This window comes from Mycoplana ramosa (assembly GCF_041930185.1).
Lineage (GTDB): Bacteria > Pseudomonadota > Alphaproteobacteria > Rhizobiales > Rhizobiaceae > Mycoplana > Mycoplana ramosa.
The window spans coordinates 1-18,452 of sequence record NZ_JBHEEW010000021.1; the positions used below are offsets into that span (position 1 = coordinate 1).

Consider the following 18,452-nt stretch of genomic DNA (forward strand, 5'->3'; position numbering starts at 1 on the left):
GCGGCGGCGCCGCTGCCAAGGTGGTCGGCGCGATGCTCGCGAAGAACTTCCTGCAGGAGGTCGACGCCGACACGCGCAAGGGCGAGCTTATGTGGCGCGAGACCGGAGACGGCCACGGCGTCACGCTGGTTGCCACCGACGCGGGCCTTGCCGCCATCGGGATCGAGACCGAGGACGCGAACCCCGCGCCTGCGGGCGCGACGGACGCGCCTACCGAGGAGGCCGCGCCGGACACCCCCACCGTAGCCGAAACCGCGCCCAAGACGCGCACACCGCGCGAGGGCACCAAGCAGGCCACGCTGATCGCCATGCTGCGCGCACCGGACGGCGCGACCATCGAGGAGATCATGGCCGCGACGGGCTGGCAGTCGCACACGGTGCGCGGCGCGATGGCGGGGGCGCTGAAGAAGAAGCTCGGGCTCGAGGTGACCTCGGAGAAGGTCGAGGATCGGGGGCGCGTGTACAAACTCCCCGCCGCCTGACGCGCCGGACCCCGACAAGCTGATGACCGCCGTCCCTACGGGGCGGCGGTCGATCATTTGGCGCTCCGCATCCGGATCGCCTCGAACACCCGCCGCAAGGCGAAGGAACGGGCGATCGAGACGACGGTGAAAATGGCGCCCATCTTCAGGTTCTGCGCCAGCGTCGTGTGCAGCCCGAAGATCGGGAAGATCAGGATCTGCGTCACGACCGCGACGCCGTAGCCGACGATCACGTTGGCGACGGACTCGACCAGCGACATGAGGCGGGTCTGCTTCATGCCGCTGCCTCATCCATCGGCCAGCAGTTCAGCCGCGAGAGTTCGCAGCGCATGCGCCGCAACCAAGGGGACCACGCCGTTGCCACAGAGGCGAAGCCGGTCCACCCGGTGGGCCAACCCATCAGTGCCTCGACGAACAGCGGGTTCAAGGTCCGGCGCGGCTCGGAGGTATCGCTCCCAGCCATCGGCGTCACCAGGACCTGGCGGCCAAGCAGGCCGTTCACCGGCGTGTTCGCGAGTGTCGTCGCCCCGTCCTTGTGATCCCGCGCCGTCGGCGTCATCCACAATCCCACCGCATGGGTCAGATCGGCCGTCTTGCGGTTGCCCGCGCTCGGCTTGCAGCCGTCGTTCGCCATCGGCGTCGGCCAGTCCCGCGCCATGCGGTCCAGACCCTTCTCGTCTCGTCGTTCGCCGCCCCGGCTGCGGAAACTGTCGGTCTGCGGCGTGGGCCACATCGCAGCCGTGGTCGCCAGGTTCATGCCGTGCTGGCCCGCTTTCTGCGACGGCGTCGGTATTGTCTGCCTGTTCTCGTTGGCGCTGGCCCTTGGCGTCGGCCAGAGCCGCAGCAGTTCCGTCCGGTTCCCGCCACTCGACCGGGTGCCAGAGCAGGCGCGCGGGGTCGGCCAGCTCGTCCCCTTCGCGGATGGCGAGGATGAAGAGCCGCTCGCGCTTGTGGGGCGCGCCGACTTCCGCCGCCGTGAAGAGGCCTGCCGCAAGGCGGTAGCCCATGCCGACCAGTCCTGCGGCGACTTCGGGGAAGCCGAGGCGGAGATGATGGGCGACATTCTCGAGGAAGACGAAGGGCGGTTCGACCTCGCCGATGATGCGGGCGACATGCGGCCAGAGGTGGCGCGGGTCGTCGGCGCCCCGGCGTTTGCCCGCGACGGAGAACGGCTGGCACGGATAGCCCGCAGTGACGATGTCCACCGCGCCGCGCCACGGGCGGCCGTCGAAAGTTGCAACATCGTCCCAGACAACAGCCTGATCCAGGGACGCGTCTTCCATCCGCGCCACGAGAGTGGCTGCGGCGAAGGTTTCCCGTTCGACATGGCCCACAGCACGATATCCGGGGATGGCGATGGTGAGCCCGAGGTCGATACCGCCCGCGCCGGAGCAGAGGGAGAGGCCGAACAGACATGCGTCTCCGGCTCCGGAAGCGTCTCCGGAGGAAGGTAGAGCCAGGTCATGCATGTCACGCGGCGGTCTGGCGCTTTCGCGCGGGTTCGGGTTCGGCGTCCGTGTCCGGCGTATCGGTGACGTCGCCCAGCCGCTCCGCCTTCACCTGCGCGAAGGTCCGGCCGTCGCCGTCGAGGATCGCGTCCTTGTCGGTTTCGGCCTGCCAACGCTCCACGGCGACATCGACATACGCCGCGCTGATCTCCATTGCGAAGACGCGGCGGCCATTGGCCTCGCCCGCCATGATCTGCGACCCGGAGCCGGAGAACGGCTCATAGCAGAGGCCGCCCCGCGCCACATGCTGGCGCATCGGGATCCCGAAGGCGTCGAGCGGCTTCGGCGTCGGATGGTCAGGCCGGTCATCCTTGGCGAAGCTGGGAAGCGCCCATGTCGATGGCAGCGTTTCCTCGGCCACCTTCGGCGGGCGGTTCGGGCGACGCCAGCCCATGAAACAGGGCTCGTGCTTCCAGAGGTAATGCGACCGGGTCAGGACGCCCCGGTCTTTCACCCAGATGATTTGCTGATGCACAAAGGCGCCTGCCTTCTCCCAGCAGGCTTCCAGCATCGCCTGGCGGCGCGAGGCGTGCCAGCAGTACCAGGCAGCATCCTCGGCGATGGCTTCCGCCACGGCTGCAGCGATGAACCCGTCATAGAGTTCCGCGCCCTGCGAACTGTCGTCCCAAGTCGTGCCGTAGGACGCCGACCAGTCCTTGTTGCGGGTCGGATGGTTCGAGCCGTCGTAGTCGACGAGATACGGTGGATCGGTCGCGAAAAGGATCGCGCGCTCACCGTTCATCAGGCGGCGCACATCGGCCGCGCTGGTGCTGTCGCCGCAGAGCAGCCGGTGATCGCCGAGGATCCAGAGATCGCCCGTCCGCGACGCCGGATTGCGTGGGGGTTCGGGGATGGTCACCGGCGGCACGGAGCCCCCGGCGCCCTCTTCCTCGCCGCCACCGTCGAGATCGAAGGCCAGCAGCTTGTCGAGTTCGCCATCGGAAAACCCGACCAGCGACAGGTCGAAGTCTTCGGCCAGCAGGTCGTTCAGTTCCGCCGACAGCAGCGCCTCGTCCCAGGTGCCGAGTTCCGTCAGCTTGTTGTCCGCAATCCGGTACGCCCGGCGCTGCGCTTCGGTCAGGTGCCCGAGCACGATCACCGGCGCCTCGGTCAGCCCGAGCTGCGTCGCGGCCAGCACGCGCCCGTGGCCTGCTATCAGTTCGCCGTCCTCGCCGACGAGGCAGGGCACGGTCCAGCCGAACTCGGCCATGCTGGCGGCGATCTTCGCGACCTGATCCGCGCCATGCGCCTTCGCGTTCTTCGCGTAGGGCTGGAGGCGCGACAGCGGCCACGTCTCGATCGCGTCCGGGGCGAAGCTCAACGTCATGATGGGCACGGTTCCTCGGTCGGGTGGATGCCGGTGGCTTCCGGACTCCGGATGCCGGGCCGGACTCCACACGGGGTCCAGCGGCCACCAGCGGTGTCCGGTCGGAAGGCCAGCGTTCATTGGTGTTTGCGCGGGGCGCGCGTGGCTCCGGCTTCCGGGTGGCTTCCCAAAAATCCGGCCCTGTCGCTGGCGATGTTCCGCGCTTCGCCCGCCAGCATACGAATGTCGCCAGGAAGGAACCGGAAACTGCCGTGGGATGGACCCCCGCCGGACCCTCGCTGGATACCGGGGTCCAGAAGAGCCCCGTCAACGCAAAGGGGAGAGCGAGCTTTCCAGCGCACTCTCCCCATCTTGCCTTCGGAATAGCATGATCATGTTGCAGATGTCGAAGGAAAAAGTGTTGCAACATATTGGAGTCACTGCGCATTCAGGCGCGCAGCGATCTTGGTCAGCGCCAGCTGCCAGCGACGCCAGGCGGTCGTGCGGTCGCACCCCAGCTCGCCGCTGATCTGCTTCCACGGCACCCGGGCCGCACGCGACCAGACCAGCTTGCGCTCCGCCTCCTCGATCCAGAGCACCCAGTCGAAGGTCTCCTCGAGCCGGGTGATCGCAGCGGCCGAGGGCCAGACCCGCATCGGCTGGGGTTCCATCGCCGCGATCTCGCGGCTGGTCCGCACGATGTCGGGCCAGGTGTTGAAATAGCCCTGCGCCTTCACCGGCGGCAGCTTGCGCAGGGTGCGGAACGCCTCCTCGAAATGATCGGCGACGCAGTCCGCGGTCCATTCCCGATCAGCCATGACGCGCCTCCCTGTCGGACGGGCGCGGGCCGTAGAGCTTCTCGCCCAGCTGGCGGACCAGTTCACGCTCGGGCCAGGTGAGGCGGTCGTCATCGGCGGAGACCGCGAGGACGCCCTGTTCCCGCCAGCCCTCACGCTTGACCTGCTCGGGATCGCGGCGCCGACCGCCGTAGCCATGGGGGTGCCATCTCATGCGACACCTCCCTTCGTCTCGATCGCCCAGAGCAGGATGGCGATGGCGTCGGCCTCGTTGTCGTCAGCGGGGCTGAAGCCGCGGGAGCGGACGGCGGCGACCATGGCGGCCTTGTCGGCGTTGCCCTTGCCCGAGGCGTGGCGCTTGATCGTACCGACCGGGACGCCCTCATAGGGCACGCCCCGCAGCTCGGCCCATGCAGTCAGCGTGGCCATCAGCCCGCCATAGATGTGGCTCGCGTCGGTCCCTGCGTGGCGGCGGACTTCCTCGAACCAGATGGCGGCGACGGGCCCGGACAGCCGGTCGATCTCGGTCAGCCAGTTGGTGAAGCGCAGGTAGCGCATGCCGCCGCCATCGAAGCGGCCGGGGCGCAGCGAGACGGTCCCGCTGGTAATCAGGCCGTCATGGCCGCGGATCGCCCAGCCGGTCGAGGTGCCGAGGTCGAGCGCGAGGATGCAGCGGTTGCGGGGTGTGTCGAGCGGCAGCGATTCAAACCTTGCGCCGTCGCAATTCGGGATCAGAGTCGGCTGAGCCATGATGGGTCTCCTTTGCCGGTGGCCTGTGGTGGTGGAAGACGACGGCGGTCTGGTGCTTGGCGGTACGGGGCCGGCGTCGTCGGATCGGAAAGCACAACACACCGTCACGGCGGCGCGCGCGGCTGACCCGGACGTATGGGAGGAGTGGCCAACCCTGTGGGGTAGCCCTCCCATACGTAGTATGGGGGTTTGACACCTAACTGTTCCGAGGCGTTCAAGTGGCTGAAATCATTGCGGAATAAGACTTCATGAAGTCTTCGGGCATGAGTTAGGGACCTAACTCTTATTTGCCCGTAACCCGTTGATTTCGTTGAGTGCACAGTTGGCGCTGTCATATGAGTCAGGCCTCACTCATATGAGTTAGGTCGTCCTCCAGCCCCTCCGGGTAGACCCAGACGGCGGGGTTTTCGACCTGCAGGCAGAGCCCGGATTGGGGGCATTTGAAGTGGCTGGGCAGGACCGGACGGGCGGGTGTGGTGACCTCGCCGGTGTCTGGATCGACATGCTCTACGTGCGCGCCGAACTGCATGCCCTCGACGCAGAGATAGCCGAACCGCGACCGGGTGACGGGGAAGCCGAACCCCGAGGGGTCGCGCAGGAACTTCACGAAGCCCTTGGTCGCCAGCACGCTGAGGCGCTCGCGGATCGTGTGCTTGCTGCCCAGACCGCCCCGGTTCTCGAAGGTCTCGGCGAACTGCATGGCGGTGTAGAGGCGCTCGCTCGCCGCCTCATCAAGCAGCATGCCGAGGATGACATCGTGTTTGCGCAGCCGTTCGGCATCGAGCCTGGCGCCGACCTCCTTGCGCACCAGGCGCTCGTTCATCGGGTTCAGCTCGACCCACTCCCCCTTCACCTTGTCGATCAGCTTCCCCGGCAGCGCGGGCCCGTTTCGAAGCTCGATCTCCAGCCTGCGGACGGTGCTGTCCTCGTCGGGTCGGTGCATGAGCAGCCCGGAGGTGTAGAAACCCCGCAGCGCGCTGGCGCCGGAGAGCGCGAGGAAGGGATCGTCCTTGACCTGATGCTTGGTGGCCTTGCGGGTGTGGTGGGCGAGGATGACGCCCGCATCCGGATTGACCGCCTCGCGGAGAAGCTCCACCCGGTCCTTCAGGAAGAACATCATGGCTGTGTTGTCGTTCTCGCCCCCGCCTTCGGGGCCGCCATCGAAGAGGTTGCGGATCGGGTCGATGACGATGATGTCGGGCGGCGCGTCGGGGAATGCGGCCCGGATCGCCTCGGCCACGCGGGCGACGCCTTCCGCGTCGAGCAGCAGCTTCAGCTTCGGCGTGGCGATGAAGGTGTCGCGCGCGGCGGCGATCACGGCGGCGGGCAGCGCGATCTGCTGCATGCGCTCGCGCAGATAGTGATACTGGATCTCGGCCTGCAGGTAGAACACGCGCAGCGGCCGGGGCGGCGTGAAGCCGAGGAACGGCACGCCAGCGGCCATATGCACGAGCCAGCAGATCAGGAAGTCGCTCTTGCCGACCTTGGGCGCGCCGCCAAGCACCAGGAGCCCGCCCGGCGTCAGCACGCGGGGACCGATGATGTCCTCGGGCATCGGGCTCGTGTCTTCGAGCAGCGCGCCGAGGCTGAAGGTCGGCAGCGGGCTGGCCGGGGCGTCGGCGTGGTCCGCGCGCAGGAGCGGCGGACCGTTGCGCTTCACATGCAGCGCCCAGAGGCGCTCGGACTCGGCCATCAGCCGATCGAGCGGCCAGGATGGGCGCAGCATGGCGGCGTTGTAGCCGCAGATCGCCTCCCAGCCTGCGAACGGGTCGAGGCGGCCCTCGTGCACCAGGCGCACGTAATGGCCGATGGCGGCGCTGGCCCCCTGGAAGCGGGACCAGTCGTCAACCGCGCCTTCGCGCACCGGCGTGGTGAGCACTGCGTCGATGCCGGGCTTCGCGGTCGGCGCGGCAACGTCGCTGGCGAAGCCTACGCCTGGCAGCGGCGGCATCTCGGCGACCTTTTCCGCGAAATCCGCCAAGTCGACCTCGACGTCGCGATGCTCGCGGATCTGCACGAGGCGCTGGTGGCCGTGCTTGTGATAGACGGTGCCCGGCACCCGGATCGGCTGATGCGCCGAGCGGAAATGCGTGTCGCCGCCGACCTTCACGGCGATCTCGCCCCGCAGGCGGCAGAGCGTCACCAGGTCCTCGCCCTCGGCCGGTTCGGTCAGCTTCCACCAGACATGGAGCTTGGCCGCACCTTCGGGCGTCCGCCCGCCGCTTTCGATGATCAGCGTGGGCGGGCCGAGATGGCGCGTGACATGGTCGAGCTTGGCCGGGATATCGCCCGCATCGAGATCGACCACGATGGCCTGCATCTGCAGCACATCGGCGGCGCGGGCCTGACCCTGCTCCTCGACCGTGCCGGGGATGACGTAGACGGCGGCGCCCTCCCGGTTCGCCCACGCGGCGAAGGTCGCGAGCTTCTCGTTCGCGGTCTCGTCGGCGGGGATCCAGATGTTGTGCGGCTTGCCGTCCCGGCCCTGACCCTTGTCGACGAAGCCCCGGAGCGGGATCAGCCCCTCGCACCAGCTGAACACGGTGTCGAGGAACACGGCGATCTGCTCGGGGTCGGGATCGCAGCCGAACGGGTTCTCGGACGGCGGCCCGTCGTTGAAATCCATCCACGGGTTGAAATGCAGGATGCCGTCGTCGCTCATGCCGGCAGCCCCCAGCAGCGCTCGGCCCACGGGCAGAAGCGGCACTCGAAGAAATCGGACGTGGTGGCGACGCGCGGCAGAAGCTCGCCCGCATCGGTCGCCTGCAGGATCCGCACGCCCCGGTCGGACATGCGCTGCGCGAGATCGGCGTCGAAGGGCACCAGCTCATGGTGAAGCTCAGCGGTGTCCTTGTTGATCGCGGTGAAGAGCGCGGGCGCGGCCGAGATGCCGGAAACCGTCCCTTCCATGTAGGCCTGGTAGAGCGCGATCTGGGCGGCGTAGACCGGCTTCGACTTCGTCACGCCGTCCTTGACGCAGGCGCGCCAGTTCTTCGCGTTCATCGTCTTGCATTCCCAGAGGGCGGGAACGGCCAGCTCGAAGCCTTCGGGCCCTGCGGCGATGATGCCGTCGACATGACCGCGGATGCGCCCGCCCGCAACGGAGAACCCGAACTGGCCGCCATCTGGCCGGTTGCCCTTGCGCGTGTAGAGGTCGAAGCCCGCGCCGCGCAGCCAGGCGACGGCCAGATCCTCGAGCGCATGGCCGATGGCGAAGATGCGCAGCGACTGGCCGCTGAAGTCCTGGCCCTCGTCCTTCGGCGCAGCCGTGAACTCGAACTGCAGGGCGCGCTCGCAGGCATGGCCGAGACGCGAGCCGCCGAGGTAGTCGCGGGGCGGCCGCGTGGCCTGATCGGCGGTCAGCGCCCGATCGACCGCGGCGTTGACCCGCTCTGCGAAAGTCGGCCGGTGATTGTAATCGAGGGTCAAAACGGCACCTCCGGCGTCTGCGCCCGGGCGATGTCGGACATGGCCTCGCGGAAGCCCTCGACGGCCTCCTCGATCAGCGCGCGCACCTGCGCCTCGGTCAGATCGGCGAGCGGTGTAGTCCAGCCGATCTCGTCCATCAGCAGTGCGACGCGCTTCATGGTGGCGGTGATCGCGGCGCGCTCCTCCTCGGTCAGGTCAACCATGGCGAAACGCTCCCGCGCGAAGCGCGTCCAGAAGGACTGGCAGGGCATCGAGCAGAACCAGACCGATGGCCGGGGCCGCTTCGACCGGTGCGGATCGAACCAGCCAAAACCACGGGTGGGTTGCCGGCAGACAGCACAAAGCGTCCCACGCGGATGCCAGAGTCGCCGCCGGTCCTCGGCCGTGATGGGGGTTGAGGGTGCCATGGGTCATGCCGCCCTCCGTTCGGGAGAGGCCGCCGTGTCGATCAGCTGGCGGATGGCGCGCTTGTTGAAGCCGAAGGTCATCAGCGCGGAGGCGCGGTAGCGCGTCAGGCCGAAGTCGTGGCGGCACTCGGGCGGCAGGTACTGCAGCTGCTTCTCGGTCGGCGGCTGGCGCAGCCAGGAGCGGGTCTTGAAGGCGCTCTCGTCGGTCTCGTGCGTGTTCAGCCAGTCGTCGGCCTGCGCGAGGCAGACGGTGCGCTCGCCGACGCCCAACAGGTGGGGGCGTTCGCCCTTCGCGCCGCCGATGGCGTACCAGACCCCGTCCAGCCAGAAGATGCCGCCCCAGGCTGCGAAGCCCGTGGCCATCAGCGCGTCGTCCGTGCCGTAGAGGTCGACCCACGCGAAGCTGGAGCGCTTCAGCAGGTCGATCTCGGTCATCATGAAGCCCGAGAGCGGCGCGGCGTCCCCGCCTTCGCCCGCATCCAGATCCTCGCGCGGGAACGCCTCGCCGCAGAGCGGGCATTCGGTGGCGGCCAGCGGGATCTCCGCCTCGCAGGCAGGACAGGTCTTCGTCGGCGCCTCGCCGATCTCGGTCTTGCCGTCGAGATCGACGTCCTGTTCCAGCGTGCCGTGGATCAGGCTGGAGGTGCCGAAGTCCAGCACGACGCAATCGGTTTTCACGATGCCTGGGTGTTCCTCGGGGTCGACGGTGCGCAGCCCGCGCCCGACCATCTGGATCATCGTGGACTTGTAGGAGCTGGGCCGCAGCAGCACGACGCAGGAGGTGGGCGGATGGTCCCAGCCCTCGGTCAGAACCGCCACGTTGACCACGACGCGGATGTCGCCCGCGGCGTAGTCGGCGAGGATTGCCTTGCGCGTTTCGGCCGCCAGATCGCCATGGATCAGCGCGGCGGAAACGCCCGCCGCCCTGAAGGCGTCGGTGACGTGTTCGGCATGCGCGACGGTGGAGCAGAACACCACGGTCTGCCGGTCGCCCGCCTTTTCCTTCCAGTGGCGGATCACCTCGTCGGTGACGGGCGCGCGGTCCATGATGCCCGCCACCTCCGCCATGTCGAAATCCGACATGGTCTTGCGGACGGACCGCAATTCGTCCTGGACACCGACATCGATGACGAAGGTGCGCGGCGGCACCAGGTGGCCCGAGGCGATCAATTCGCCCAGCCGCACCTGATCGGCGACGTTGTCGAAAACCTCGCGCAGGCCCTTCCTGTCGCCCCGGTTCGGCGTCGCCGTGACCCCGAAGATCCGGGCGTCGGGATTGGCCTCGCGCACCCGGTCAATGATGCGGCGGTAGCTGTCGGCGACGGCATGGTGCGCCTCGTCGACGACCAGCAGGTCGAGGCGCGGCATGTCGGCGAGGTTCGAGGCGCGCGCCAGCGTCGGCACCATGGCGAAGGCGACCTGACCGCCCCAGGACTTCTCCGTTGCGTCGATGACAGAGGTAGCGACGCCTGGCACCACGCGCTGAAACTTGGCGCGGTTCTGCGCCGTCAGCTCGTCGCGATGGGCCAGCACGCAGGCCTTGGCCCCGTCGTCGATCATCTCGCCGGTGACCGCCGAGAGCATGATGGTCTTGCCCGCGCCGGTGGGCGCCACGCCCAGCGTGTTGCCGCGGGAAGCGAGCGCAGCCACGCTGCGCTCGACGAAGGTCTTCTGGCGGGGGCGCAGGCGCATGGCCGGTCTCCCCTTACTGCGCCCAGCTCGGCCGACCGGCGGCGCCGGGGGCGGACGCGGGCTGGCTGGGCTGGGTGGACGTGGTGGGCTGCTGCGGGGCGTGGCCCTGCGCCGGGGCAGCAGAGGACTGCGGCGCGACCGTGCCCATCAGCGCGGCGTAGTCGCGATGGTCGGGCGTGACGGCATTGCGGATCTCGTTCTTGTCCTCGCCGTTGGTGTCGGTGCCGATGTCGATGCGGGCGATGAATTCGACGCCGTCGAGATCGCCGAACCCGTTGATGCGGCGGCGGGCCTGCGCCTCCGGCGAGTTGTCCTTGTCCGACACGCCGCGCGCCGAGTTGAGGATGCCGCGGATCAGGCCGCGCCCCATGTTGGCCCAGTCTGGACCCTTGGGGCTGTAGAGGCCGATCAGCGACCAGATTTTGCGCCGGGCATAGGGCCCTTCGAGCACCGTGTATTCGACGTCGAGATAGACGGCGCCGGTGGCGGCGCGGCGCGCCCAGCCGCCGGTCCAGCCTTGCGAGGGGTCGTCGTAGCCGCCGGGGCGCAGTGAGGCCCGCACCTTGGCGAGCGTGCCCTTCGGGATGACGTTGGTGTTGGATTGGGCGGAGTTGAAGTCGTTCCAGGGTCCGGACATTGCGCGGCTCCTTTCAGTTGGAGGATGGGACGCGCAGTGGCGTCAGAGGGGAAAAGCCACCCCAGCGACCGGATCGGGACACCGGGCGTGGCGAGAGGCGCTCAGCCATGGCCGGGCTCCTGCGCGGGCGCGGGATCGGCCGGGGTCACCGGCGGCCATGTCAGGCGTTCGGAGGCTGGCGCCGCGGGACGCTGGATCTTCTCCATCAGCCGGCCGAGATGCGGGGCCTCGACCCTGTCGAGGCGGCCGGAACGGTCCTTGGCCGGATAACCCCAGGGGTTCAGCGTCTGGCAGACGAAGGCGCGCTGCGGCTGGCCGCCCTGGTCCGGGATGTCGGCCATGGTGATGACCTGATCGACGATCCCCGGCAGCTCGAGCCCGGTCTTCGAGCCGTCGATCTGCGGCTGGAAGACCTTGCGGTTGAAGTCGTCGAGCCGCTCGTCAAGGATGCCGACGAACCAGACGTGCTTGCCGCGCGTGTGCTGCAGGTGGGTCAGCCAGCCGATCATCTCACGGCCATGCAGCCCGTAGGCGCCGCGGATGTCGGGCTTGCCGGTCTTCTCGGAGAACGCTTCGGGCTGCCCACGGCACCACTGGAAGCAGAGCCGTCCCGCGACGGTGATCGAGTCGATGAAGACGGTCTCGTATTTCCCGATCACCGTGGGATCGCCGTAGCGGCCGCAGACCTCGTCGAAATGCGCCTGGCTGTAGGGCTGGTCCTCGCGCAGCGCCGGGTTCGGCCCGCCGATGAACACCGCGAAGTCGCGACATTCCTTCCAGGTGCGGGGCCGGAGCGTGTCGATCTCCAGCCCCTCGACCGCCAGATCCCCAGCCTCGAGATCGAGGAAGAGCGTGGTCGAGGCGTTCAGCGTCCAGAGCAGGCTGGTCTTGCCGATGCCGGACCGCCCGAAGATGACGCCCTTGATGCCCTTGCGTTGCGCGAGCCGCTCATCGGCGCCGATGATGGGAAGGGCCATCACTGGCCCTCCTTCTTCATCACCGCCGTGGCGGCGCGATCTGCGCCGATGCACCCCGCCTCGCGGGCGAGCTTGTAGAGGCGCTTCAGCGCGTCGGCGCGGCGGTAGGCGGCCGTGCTCTCGCGCTCCGCTTCCACGATCGCGAAGGCGATCTCGTCGACGGTCGCCTCGACGACCGGCAGCGGCTCGCGCGGTTCGTCTCCGGGACGCTGCGGGAGGGAGATGGTTTCGGGGAGATCTTCGAGGGCGTAGTTCACCTTGCGAAGACGGGTGATGGCGTCCGACTGGTCCGGCATGGCGGTTCTCCGTGAGATGATGTGATCGAGGAGGCGCATCACGCGGCCTCGCGGACGTCGGGCGCGGGCTCGGCGACGTAGATCGCCAGCAGCGGCGTCCCGTCGGCATGGGCGCCGGCGTCCTCGATCTGATAGTTGCGGTTGGGCTCGCAGACCTCGGTCAGCTCCCAGCGGCGATAGAGCCCCGGAAGACGCCTGAAATCCTCGAGCGACAGATCGGCAGTGCGGTTCATGCGTGTCTGCTTTCGGTTTGAGGGAAGGCGCTCGGGGCGCTCGAATGGAAAAAGCCACCGGCGGGACCGGATCGGGACATCGGTTCAGGGGATTTCCTCGAGGGCGTCGTGCAGCCGGCGCATCGCGCGCTGGTACCGCTTGCGGGCGGCGGCCTCGGTCAGCCCCAGGTCAGCTCCCGCCTCGGCTTGGGAAAAACCCTCGATCGCCACGCGGATCACCAGCACGGCGTCGTCGCCGAGCAGCTTCCGCACGGCGCCGTTCAGCCGGGCGTACCCATCCGCGCCGATTCCGCTGTCGCCGCTGTCCGCCACCTCGTCGGGGTCGGCGCCGCTGGCGAGATGTTCGCGCGCCGTGTCGCGCTGGCGCACGCGGATCATGTCGCGCTCGACGTTGCGGAGCACCGTGGCCGCGATCCAGTTGACGCGCCCGAGGTCGAGGCCGCGGACCGCCTCGGTAGTGCGCGCCAGCACGTCGGACGCGACCTCGTCAGCGGTGCCGAGCCTGCGCCAGAGCGACCGGCGCCGGATGGCGTCGAGGCCGGGCCAGAGCGCCAGCAACAGCATTGTCAGGGCGCTGTCGGACGCGGGCCCGTCGCCCTGCGCTGCCCTCACGAGAGCGGCGAGGATCAGGTTCTTCTGGCCCTGATCGCCGGGGGTGCGGTGCAGCCCGTCCAGCAGGGCCGCCGGATCCCGGAACGCTGCAAGGGCGGCCTGCGTGCGCCGGATGGCGTCGAAACTGCGCTGGAAGTGAAGATTGGAGGAAGATTGCATGAGGTGATCACGGATCTCGTGCCACGCGAAGGACATCGGACGCCTGCCTTGCGGCCAGGCGTCCGGCGCCTTCTCGTGGCCAGGTCAGGACGTCGCGCGTCTCTGCGATTTCAGGGGGTTGGGTGAATGCGCGCGTCAGCGCGCGGGTGCCGTTGCGTTATTCAGCGTGGCGCAGCCCCGGCAGGTGGCCTGAACCGGAAAGCCCACGAGATACTCGTGCCCCCGCGCGAAGCGCAGGTGCATGCGGCCGTCCCGGCAGACGCCGAGCAGCTTCTCACAGCGCGTGCAGCGCCATTCCGAGTTGGAGGTGGTGGGCTTGGTCTTCGCGGCGCCGGACCAGCTCGTCTGGGCTGCCTGGCGCGAGGGGAAGGGAGTCGGCATGAAAGTGCTCCTCTGATGTGGAGCCCTTCCAATAATCAGCGGTTTGTTAGACCGTCCCGCCCGAAACCCTAGATGAACTCTAGATCACGCGGTGTCGGTCGCCTCGCCGAGACGCCAATAGCGATTGCTCGAGCCGTGCCGGATGTAAGTCGGATGCGCCTTCGCCCATGCGCCGGAAGAGAACAGCTGTCTGGGATTGTCAGACCCCATCCCGTCCATCAGGACCTTGGTCAGCCGCTGGCCTGTGCCATCGGTCGCCGCTTCAACAAGGCTTTCGAAGAGTTGGATCTGGCCCGCGCCGTCAAGCGTTAGCGGATCGAGACCCGGGATGATGAGCGTCGCAGAGCGAGGCGTGTGTCGTACAACTTGGGCGACTTGCGCGGAGGACGCCAGCGTTCGGTTCGCCTCGAATCGCCGAGCCATTTCCTCCTGGTCCAGATCGCCGAGGCTTCCGTCCTGAAGCAACAGGTCGCGTAGCGCGATCACGACGTTCGGCCCGAGGAATCGTGGTGGATCATTGGACACGGCGAGTACGAGACCAGGACCCGCCGTATGTCGCGACCGAAGCGCATTCTCGACATTCTCGCGGGCTTTCAGATCGGCAAGGCGGCGCGCCAGGTAAAGCGGGACCTTTCGCTCACCCAGTGCAATCGGCCCAAGCGAGACGAGGAACTCGTTGATGGTTTCGATGTTCCTGATACCGAGAGAGCCAGCTATCGCCTGGTGGATGGTTTCGGCGAGCCATGCTCGATCGATCCCGTACTCGATCGCATTGGTGTCGAGACGCAATCCGTCCGCCTCCCCAAAGGAACCGGTTTGTCGAACCGTCCCCGGCTCCGGACCCGTTTCCTGCTCAACTTCGACAACCTCATCGTCATCCTCGGCGAGCCCAATCACCTGCCGCCCTTTGCGGGCAATCAATCTCGCACTCACCAAGCGGGCTGGATCGACGCCCGCGGAGTTGAAGAATGCACCTGCAACAGTGTCGCCGGGCAGGTCGTACAGCGACAGAAGAAAGCCGAACCACTGCGCCCGTTCCTGATCGGTGAGCGTCCGCAGGTTCTGCGTAAGACCCCAGTGTTCGAGCAGTCGGAACCCAAGGTCCCGAAGGAACGGATCGCGCATGCTCTGCACGTCCGAACTGCTGCCATTCGAGATCGAGACCCGGAAGGTTCCCTTCTTGCCGTCTGATCGACGGGTGTAACCAATTGCGATGGCGATTTTTGTGAAGCCGAAACTCCGGATCAGGGTGGCTGAATTGGCGACGTATTTCCGGACAACGTCCTCCATCGTGTCTTCTATGGTCACCTTGATGTTCAGCCGCCGGCCCCACGAGCCGAGGCGCACCTCGGCCTCGACTACCGCCGCCAGCGTGATCTCGACATCGTCGAAATCCGGGCGATCCAGATCGAAGGAGGACCTGAAGCGTTCGAGGTTAAACTCTCGGCGGGTCAGCGGCTTGGCCGAAGGCGGGCGCCCTAGAACGACCTCCGCGAAGACTTTCGAGGTTTTTTCGCGAACCTCGCCGCTGGCTGATGCGACCTCGATTTTCTTCAGCTTGGGCGTGTAGATCAGGACAGCCTCGTGTGATGGCCTGTAGTAGTGGACGGTCCAGCCCCCTTCCTCGCGATGATTGTCGATACTTGACAGGGGCCCGGGATGGCGCAGGGCGACCATGAAGGACGGCGGGTAGTTGGCGGTCTCGGGCAATTCGAGGACGGACGCGGTGACCTTGCCCTTCAGTCCCAGAGCTTCCTGAACAGCGTCACAGAGCTTCTCGTCAGGGATTCCCTCTGCGTCGGCAACAGAATCGTGGTCGAAGTCCACCTCGCAGCATGTGTAGTACGTCCGCCGTTCTCGATAGCGCCGCGCGGCATAGAAGCTCTGGGCGTCGTGAAAGTGCATCGGGAAGACCGTGCGCATCCAGATGCTCTTGCACAGCAGGTCAGGCTGGGACTCATAATGGTCGTAGTCGACATTCTGCAGCCGTTGCCCCGCAACCGTGTCGAGTGAGGTCGCTCCCTTGTCCTGGCCCATGTCGAGCAGAGCGCCAGCGATGCCCTCAAGTAGCCCGATGATTTCCTTGTCCTCCGAACGCAGGTACGCACTCAGCGCGGCCTTGCCTTGATCATCGGTCGTGCCATCAATGATTTCCGGCGGAGCGAGAAGAGTGTCGTCGGGCCGTTTGAAGCTGGCGAGAAACTGCCGGACCAGCGCAGCTGGGGCGCCCTGAAGGATACTCCCGAGGTTCGGTCCGAATTCGCTCTTCCTCCGCGCCATGAACTCACCTCAATGAACAACTGCTCTCGATTGATTCAACCCACGATAATCATGGACATATCCGTGATCGGCAACCCCTGATGTTCTCTCCCTGTTCGCATTTCTGCATTCCGTTCTTCTGAGATGTCCCGTCCCGGGCGGCCGGGTGGCTTTTGATCGGTAACAGCACCACCGATCACGGCTACCAAGACATGAAACGACCCAATCCGCTCCCGCCCGACCAGATGACCGCCGCCGAGCGCCGCGCCGAGCTGTGCGGCCTGCTGGCACTCGGGCTGCTTCGGTTGCGGATGCGGGAGACGGGCGAAGTATCTGACGATACTGGAGAACGTTGCCTACACTATCCGCCCGACCGATGCCGTCATGCAACTCCAACTCGCCGGAGAAATGCATGAACAAGCCCGATCCCATCCCCGCGCGCCTGGCCGCGCTCAAGAGCACGCCGACACCCGACCTGAAGCAACAGTGGCGCGACCTGTTCGACAGCGAGCCGCCACCATTCAACCGCCGCTACCTCGAGTCCCGCCTGGCTTACCGCATCCAGGAACTCGCCTACGGCGGGCTGAAGCCCGAAACGATCCGGCGCTTGGAGCGGCTGGGCGAGGAACTGGACGGCGGCGACAAGAGGAAGCGCGGCATCCGCGCCGATCGCGACCGCCCCATCACCGGTACGCGCCTTCTGCGCGAATGGCAGGGCGTCGAACAGGTCGTCACCGTCACCGCCGACGGGTTCGAATGGCAGGGGCGGCCCTACAAGTCGCTGTCCGCCATCGCCCGCGCCATCACCGGCACGCGCTGGAACGGTTGGGTCTTCTTCGGCCTCAAGAACCACAGGGGGCGGCCATGACGAAGCCGCCCGAGAAGTCGAAGGTCGTCCGCAAGCTGCGGTGCGCGGTCTACACACGCAAATCCTCCGAGGAAGGGCTGGAGCAGGAGTTCAACAGCCTCCACGCCCAGCGAGAGGCCTGCGAGGCGTACATCGCTAGTCAGCGGTCGGAAGGCTGGGTGCTGGTCCGCGATCAGTATGACGACGGCGGCATCTCGGGCGGCACGCTGGACCGGCCCGGCCTGAAGCGGCTGCTGGAGGACATCGAGGACGGGCTGGTCGACGTGGTCGTCGTCTACAAGATCGACCGCCTCAGCCGCTCGCTCGCCGACTTCGCCAAGCTGGTCGAGGTGTTCGACCGGAACGGCGTGACGTTCGTCTCGGTCACACAGTCGTTCAACACCACCACCTCCATGGGGCGACTGACGCTGAACATCCTGCTTTCCTTCGCCCAGTTCGAGCGCGAGGTGACGGCCGAGAGGATCCGCGACAAGGTCGCCGCCAGCCGAAAGAAGGGCATGTGGATGGGCGGGGTGCCGCCCTACGGCTATCGCGTCGAGAACCGGAAGCTGGTGGTCGACGAAGACGCCACCGCACATGTCCGCTGGATCTTCGAGCGCTTCCTCGAGATCGGGTCGTGCACCGAACTGGCGCGGGAGGTCGGCACGCGCGGCATCCGGACGCCGCGCGGGAACAGGATCGACAAGAAATACATCTATCGGATGCTCTCGAACCGCGCTTACATCGGCGAAGCGGTCCATAAGGGCGACAGCTATCCCGGCGAACACGACGCGATCATCGACCGCGAGATTTGGGACCGTGTCCATGCGATCCTGCAGGAGAGCCCGCGCAAGCGCGCGGCCCGCACCCGCGCGGAGTCGCCGGCGCTGTTGAAGGGGCTACTGTTCGGGCCCGATGGCGCCGCGTTCTCACCGACGCATACTCGGAAGGGGGATCGTCTCTACCGCTACTATGTCAGTCAGACCGTGCTGAAGCATGGTGCTGGTTCGTGTCCGGTCGGCCGCGTGCCTGCGGGCGAGATCGAGGGCGCTGTCATCGACCAGCTCCGCGCCGTGTTCCGCCAGCCGGAGATCGTTGCGGGGACGTCGAAGGCGGCGCGCTTCCATGCTGACGACATCACCGAGGCCGACGCGCGAGCCGCGCTGCGGGAGCTTGACCCGCTGTGGGACGAACTCTTCCCCGCCGAGCAGGCGCGCATCGTGGCGCTGTTGGTCGAGCGCGTGGACATCGGCACCGGTAGGCTCAACGTCCGGCTTCGCGTCGACGGCCTCAGCGGACTCGCGCGCGAAATGCTGGCTGGCAGTATCGGAGAGGCCGCATGAGCCGTGGGTCGCCGATCCTCGAGACTGTGACGCTCCACGTCCCGTTCCGCGTTGTGAAGCGCGGTGGGCGGAAGGAGATGCAACTGCCAAAGGGGGCCGTGCAACCGCAGCGGATGGACAACACGCTGGTCAAGGCGCTAGCCCGCGCCTTCCGCTGGAAGCGGATGCTCGAGTCGGGAGAGTTCGCCACCATCGCCGAACTAGCCGAGCGCGAAGGAATCGCGCCCTCTTACATGACCCGGGTCCTGCGCCTGACCCTGCTCGCGCCAGACATCGTCGAGGCGATCCTTGATGGCAGGCAGGGAACGGAGGTGACGCTGGCGCGGCTGATGGAAAC

21 protein-coding genes and 1 pseudogene are annotated in these 18,452 nt (G+C 67.3%); 4 read left to right on the plus strand and 18 right to left on the minus strand.

What is annotated here, in order from left to right; genetic code table 11:
• Positions 1-482 (plus strand): DUF3489 domain-containing protein (locus JNC62_RS20275; protein WP_374841266.1); only part of this gene is annotated, 482 nt, incomplete at its 5' end.
• Between the two features lie 53 nt (positions 483-535).
• Here JNC62_RS20275 and JNC62_RS20280 read toward each other — a convergent pair.
• The 18 genes and pseudogenes from JNC62_RS20280 to JNC62_RS20365 all read right to left on the minus strand — a co-directional run bounded on the left by JNC62_RS20280 (position 536) and on the right by JNC62_RS20365 (position 15,946).
• Positions 536-760 (minus strand): DUF7220 family protein, encoded by a 225-nt coding sequence (locus JNC62_RS20280; RefSeq protein WP_028720220.1) that lies wholly within the window; start codon positions 758-760, stop codon positions 536-538.
• Positions 757-1,239 (minus strand): hypothetical protein, encoded by a 483-nt coding sequence (locus tag JNC62_RS20285; RefSeq protein ID WP_177208252.1) that lies wholly within the window; start codon positions 1,237-1,239, stop codon positions 757-759. The genes JNC62_RS20280 and JNC62_RS20285 overlap by 4 nt, the downstream gene beginning before the upstream one ends.
• A 202-nt stretch (positions 1,240-1,441) precedes the next feature.
• Positions 1,442-1,951: pseudogene (locus JNC62_RS20290) on the minus strand (DNA cytosine methyltransferase); the annotation flags it as partial.
• A gap of 1 nt (position 1,952) precedes the next feature.
• A complete protein-coding gene (locus JNC62_RS20295; RefSeq protein ID WP_093359550.1) occupies positions 1,953-3,317 on the minus strand; it encodes a site-specific DNA-methyltransferase in 1,365 nt (454 codons plus the stop codon).
• Between the two features lie 416 nt (positions 3,318-3,733).
• Positions 3,734-4,114: a DUF6362 family protein gene (locus tag JNC62_RS20300; RefSeq protein WP_099649490.1), complete on the minus strand. Its 381-nt coding sequence runs from the start codon at positions 4,112-4,114 to the stop codon at positions 3,734-3,736.
• Entirely contained in the window at positions 4,107-4,307 is a 201-nt protein-coding gene (locus JNC62_RS20305; protein ID WP_071796301.1) for a hypothetical protein, read from the minus strand. The genes JNC62_RS20300 and JNC62_RS20305 overlap by 8 nt, the downstream gene beginning before the upstream one ends.
• Positions 4,304-4,843, minus strand: coding sequence for a crossover junction endodeoxyribonuclease RuvC (locus tag JNC62_RS20310; RefSeq protein ID WP_228189155.1), 540 nt, complete (start codon positions 4,841-4,843; stop codon positions 4,304-4,306). Before JNC62_RS20310 ends, JNC62_RS20305 begins: the two co-directional genes overlap by 4 nt.
• A gap of 340 nt (positions 4,844-5,183) precedes the next feature.
• Positions 5,184-7,505, minus strand: a complete 2,322-nt coding sequence (locus tag JNC62_RS20315; RefSeq protein ID WP_246003931.1) for an AAA family ATPase — start codon at positions 7,503-7,505, stop codon at positions 5,184-5,186.
• The gene (locus JNC62_RS20320; protein WP_123644167.1) at positions 7,502-8,272 is read right to left on the minus strand and encodes a PD-(D/E)XK nuclease family protein; all 771 of its coding nucleotides are present in this window, start codon (positions 8,270-8,272) and stop codon (positions 7,502-7,504) included. Before JNC62_RS20320 ends, JNC62_RS20315 begins: the two co-directional genes overlap by 4 nt.
• Positions 8,269-8,475, minus strand: coding sequence for a DUF6511 domain-containing protein (locus JNC62_RS20325; RefSeq protein ID WP_123644183.1), 207 nt, complete (start codon positions 8,473-8,475; stop codon positions 8,269-8,271). Before JNC62_RS20325 ends, JNC62_RS20320 begins: the two co-directional genes overlap by 4 nt.
• A 207-nt stretch (positions 8,476-8,682) precedes the next feature.
• Positions 8,683-10,371: a DEAD/DEAH box helicase gene (locus JNC62_RS20330; protein WP_123644166.1), complete on the minus strand. Its 1,689-nt coding sequence runs from the start codon at positions 10,369-10,371 to the stop codon at positions 8,683-8,685.
• A gap of 13 nt (positions 10,372-10,384) precedes the next feature.
• Positions 10,385-11,008: a hypothetical protein gene (locus JNC62_RS20335; RefSeq protein WP_123644165.1), complete on the minus strand. Its 624-nt coding sequence runs from the start codon at positions 11,006-11,008 to the stop codon at positions 10,385-10,387.
• Positions 11,009-11,109: 101 nt separating this feature from the next.
• Positions 11,110-11,985 carry an ATP-binding protein gene (locus JNC62_RS20340; RefSeq protein ID WP_272857884.1) on the minus strand — a complete coding sequence of 292 codons (876 nt, stop codon included), beginning with the start codon at positions 11,983-11,985 and terminating at the stop codon, positions 11,110-11,112.
• The gene (locus tag JNC62_RS20345; protein ID WP_123644163.1) at positions 11,985-12,281 is read right to left on the minus strand and encodes a hypothetical protein; all 297 of its coding nucleotides are present in this window, start codon (positions 12,279-12,281) and stop codon (positions 11,985-11,987) included. The genes JNC62_RS20340 and JNC62_RS20345 overlap by 1 nt, the downstream gene beginning before the upstream one ends.
• A 38-nt stretch (positions 12,282-12,319) precedes the next feature.
• On the minus strand, positions 12,320-12,514 hold the full coding sequence (locus JNC62_RS20350) for a hypothetical protein (protein ID WP_018303655.1): 195 nt from the start codon (positions 12,512-12,514) through the stop codon (positions 12,320-12,322).
• Between the two features lie 84 nt (positions 12,515-12,598).
• A complete protein-coding gene (locus JNC62_RS20355) occupies positions 12,599-13,285 on the minus strand; it encodes an RNA polymerase sigma factor (protein WP_374841270.1) in 687 nt (228 codons plus the stop codon).
• A 135-nt stretch (positions 13,286-13,420) separates the two neighbouring features.
• Entirely contained in the window at positions 13,421-13,666 is a 246-nt protein-coding gene (locus JNC62_RS20360) for a hypothetical protein (RefSeq protein WP_123644161.1), read from the minus strand.
• Positions 13,667-13,750: 84 nt separating this feature from the next.
• Positions 13,751-15,946 (minus strand): hypothetical protein, encoded by a 2,196-nt coding sequence (locus JNC62_RS20365; RefSeq protein WP_123644160.1) that lies wholly within the window; start codon positions 15,944-15,946, stop codon positions 13,751-13,753.
• A gap of 391 nt (positions 15,947-16,337) precedes the next feature.
• Here JNC62_RS20365 and JNC62_RS20370 point away from each other — a divergent pair, with 391 nt between their 5' ends.
• The 3 genes from JNC62_RS20370 to JNC62_RS20380 form a co-directional block, all read left to right on the plus strand.
• Positions 16,338-16,793 (plus strand): DUF2924 domain-containing protein, encoded by a 456-nt coding sequence (locus tag JNC62_RS20370; RefSeq protein WP_123644158.1) that lies wholly within the window; start codon positions 16,338-16,340, stop codon positions 16,791-16,793.
• Entirely contained in the window at positions 16,790-18,115 is a 1,326-nt protein-coding gene (locus JNC62_RS20375) for a recombinase family protein (RefSeq protein WP_114669032.1), read from the plus strand. The genes JNC62_RS20370 and JNC62_RS20375 overlap by 4 nt, the downstream gene beginning before the upstream one ends.
• Positions 18,112-18,452, plus strand: a 341-nt coding sequence (locus tag JNC62_RS20380) for a ParB/RepB/Spo0J family partition protein (RefSeq protein ID WP_374841273.1), incomplete at its 3' end; no start/stop codon positions are given. The genes JNC62_RS20375 and JNC62_RS20380, both read left to right, overlap by 4 nt.

What these genes read in the sequence shown, in the direction of transcription:
- JNC62_RS20280 (WP_028720220.1), bottom strand. Translation starts at nt 760, where the DNA reads ATGAAGCAGACCCGCCTCATGTCGCTGGTCGAGTCCGTCGCCAACGTG.
- JNC62_RS20285 (WP_177208252.1), bottom strand. Translation starts at nt 1,239, where the DNA reads ATGAACCTGGCGACCACGGCTGCGATGTGGCCCACGCCGCAGACCGAC.
- JNC62_RS20295 (WP_093359550.1), bottom strand. Translation starts at nt 3,317, where the DNA reads ATGACGTTGAGCTTCGCCCCGGACGCGATCGAGACGTGGCCGCTGTCG.
- JNC62_RS20300 (WP_099649490.1), bottom strand. Translation starts at nt 4,114, where the DNA reads ATGGCTGATCGGGAATGGACCGCGGACTGCGTCGCCGATCATTTCGAG.
- JNC62_RS20305 (WP_071796301.1), bottom strand. Translation starts at nt 4,307, where the DNA reads ATGAGATGGCACCCCCATGGCTACGGCGGTCGGCGCCGCGATCCCGAG.
- JNC62_RS20310 (WP_228189155.1), bottom strand. Translation starts at nt 4,843, where the DNA reads ATGGCTCAGCCGACTCTGATCCCGAATTGCGACGGCGCAAGGTTTGAA.
- JNC62_RS20315 (WP_246003931.1), bottom strand. Translation starts at nt 7,505, where the DNA reads ATGAGCGACGACGGCATCCTGCATTTCAACCCGTGGATGGATTTCAAC.
- JNC62_RS20325 (WP_123644183.1), bottom strand. Translation starts at nt 8,475, where the DNA reads ATGGTTGACCTGACCGAGGAGGAGCGCGCCGCGATCACCGCCACCATG.
- JNC62_RS20330 (WP_123644166.1), bottom strand. Translation starts at nt 10,371, where the DNA reads ATGCGCCTGCGCCCCCGCCAGAAGACCTTCGTCGAGCGCAGCGTGGCT.
- JNC62_RS20335 (WP_123644165.1), bottom strand. Translation starts at nt 11,008, where the DNA reads ATGTCCGGACCCTGGAACGACTTCAACTCCGCCCAATCCAACACCAAC.
- JNC62_RS20340 (WP_272857884.1), bottom strand. Translation starts at nt 11,985, where the DNA reads ATGGCCCTTCCCATCATCGGCGCCGATGAGCGGCTCGCGCAACGCAAG.
- JNC62_RS20345 (WP_123644163.1), bottom strand. Translation starts at nt 12,281, where the DNA reads ATGCCGGACCAGTCGGACGCCATCACCCGTCTTCGCAAGGTGAACTAC.
- JNC62_RS20350 (WP_018303655.1), bottom strand. Translation starts at nt 12,514, where the DNA reads ATGAACCGCACTGCCGATCTGTCGCTCGAGGATTTCAGGCGTCTTCCG.
- JNC62_RS20355 (WP_374841270.1), bottom strand. Translation starts at nt 13,285, where the DNA reads ATGCAATCTTCCTCCAATCTTCACTTCCAGCGCAGTTTCGACGCCATC.
- JNC62_RS20360 (WP_123644161.1), bottom strand. Translation starts at nt 13,666, where the DNA reads ATGCCGACTCCCTTCCCCTCGCGCCAGGCAGCCCAGACGAGCTGGTCC.
- JNC62_RS20365 (WP_123644160.1), bottom strand. Translation starts at nt 15,946, where the DNA reads ATGGCGCGGAGGAAGAGCGAATTCGGACCGAACCTCGGGAGTATCCTT.
- JNC62_RS20370 (WP_123644158.1), top strand. Translation starts at nt 16,338, where the DNA reads ATGAACAAGCCCGATCCCATCCCCGCGCGCCTGGCCGCGCTCAAGAGC.
- JNC62_RS20375 (WP_114669032.1), top strand. Translation starts at nt 16,790, where the DNA reads ATGACGAAGCCGCCCGAGAAGTCGAAGGTCGTCCGCAAGCTGCGGTGC.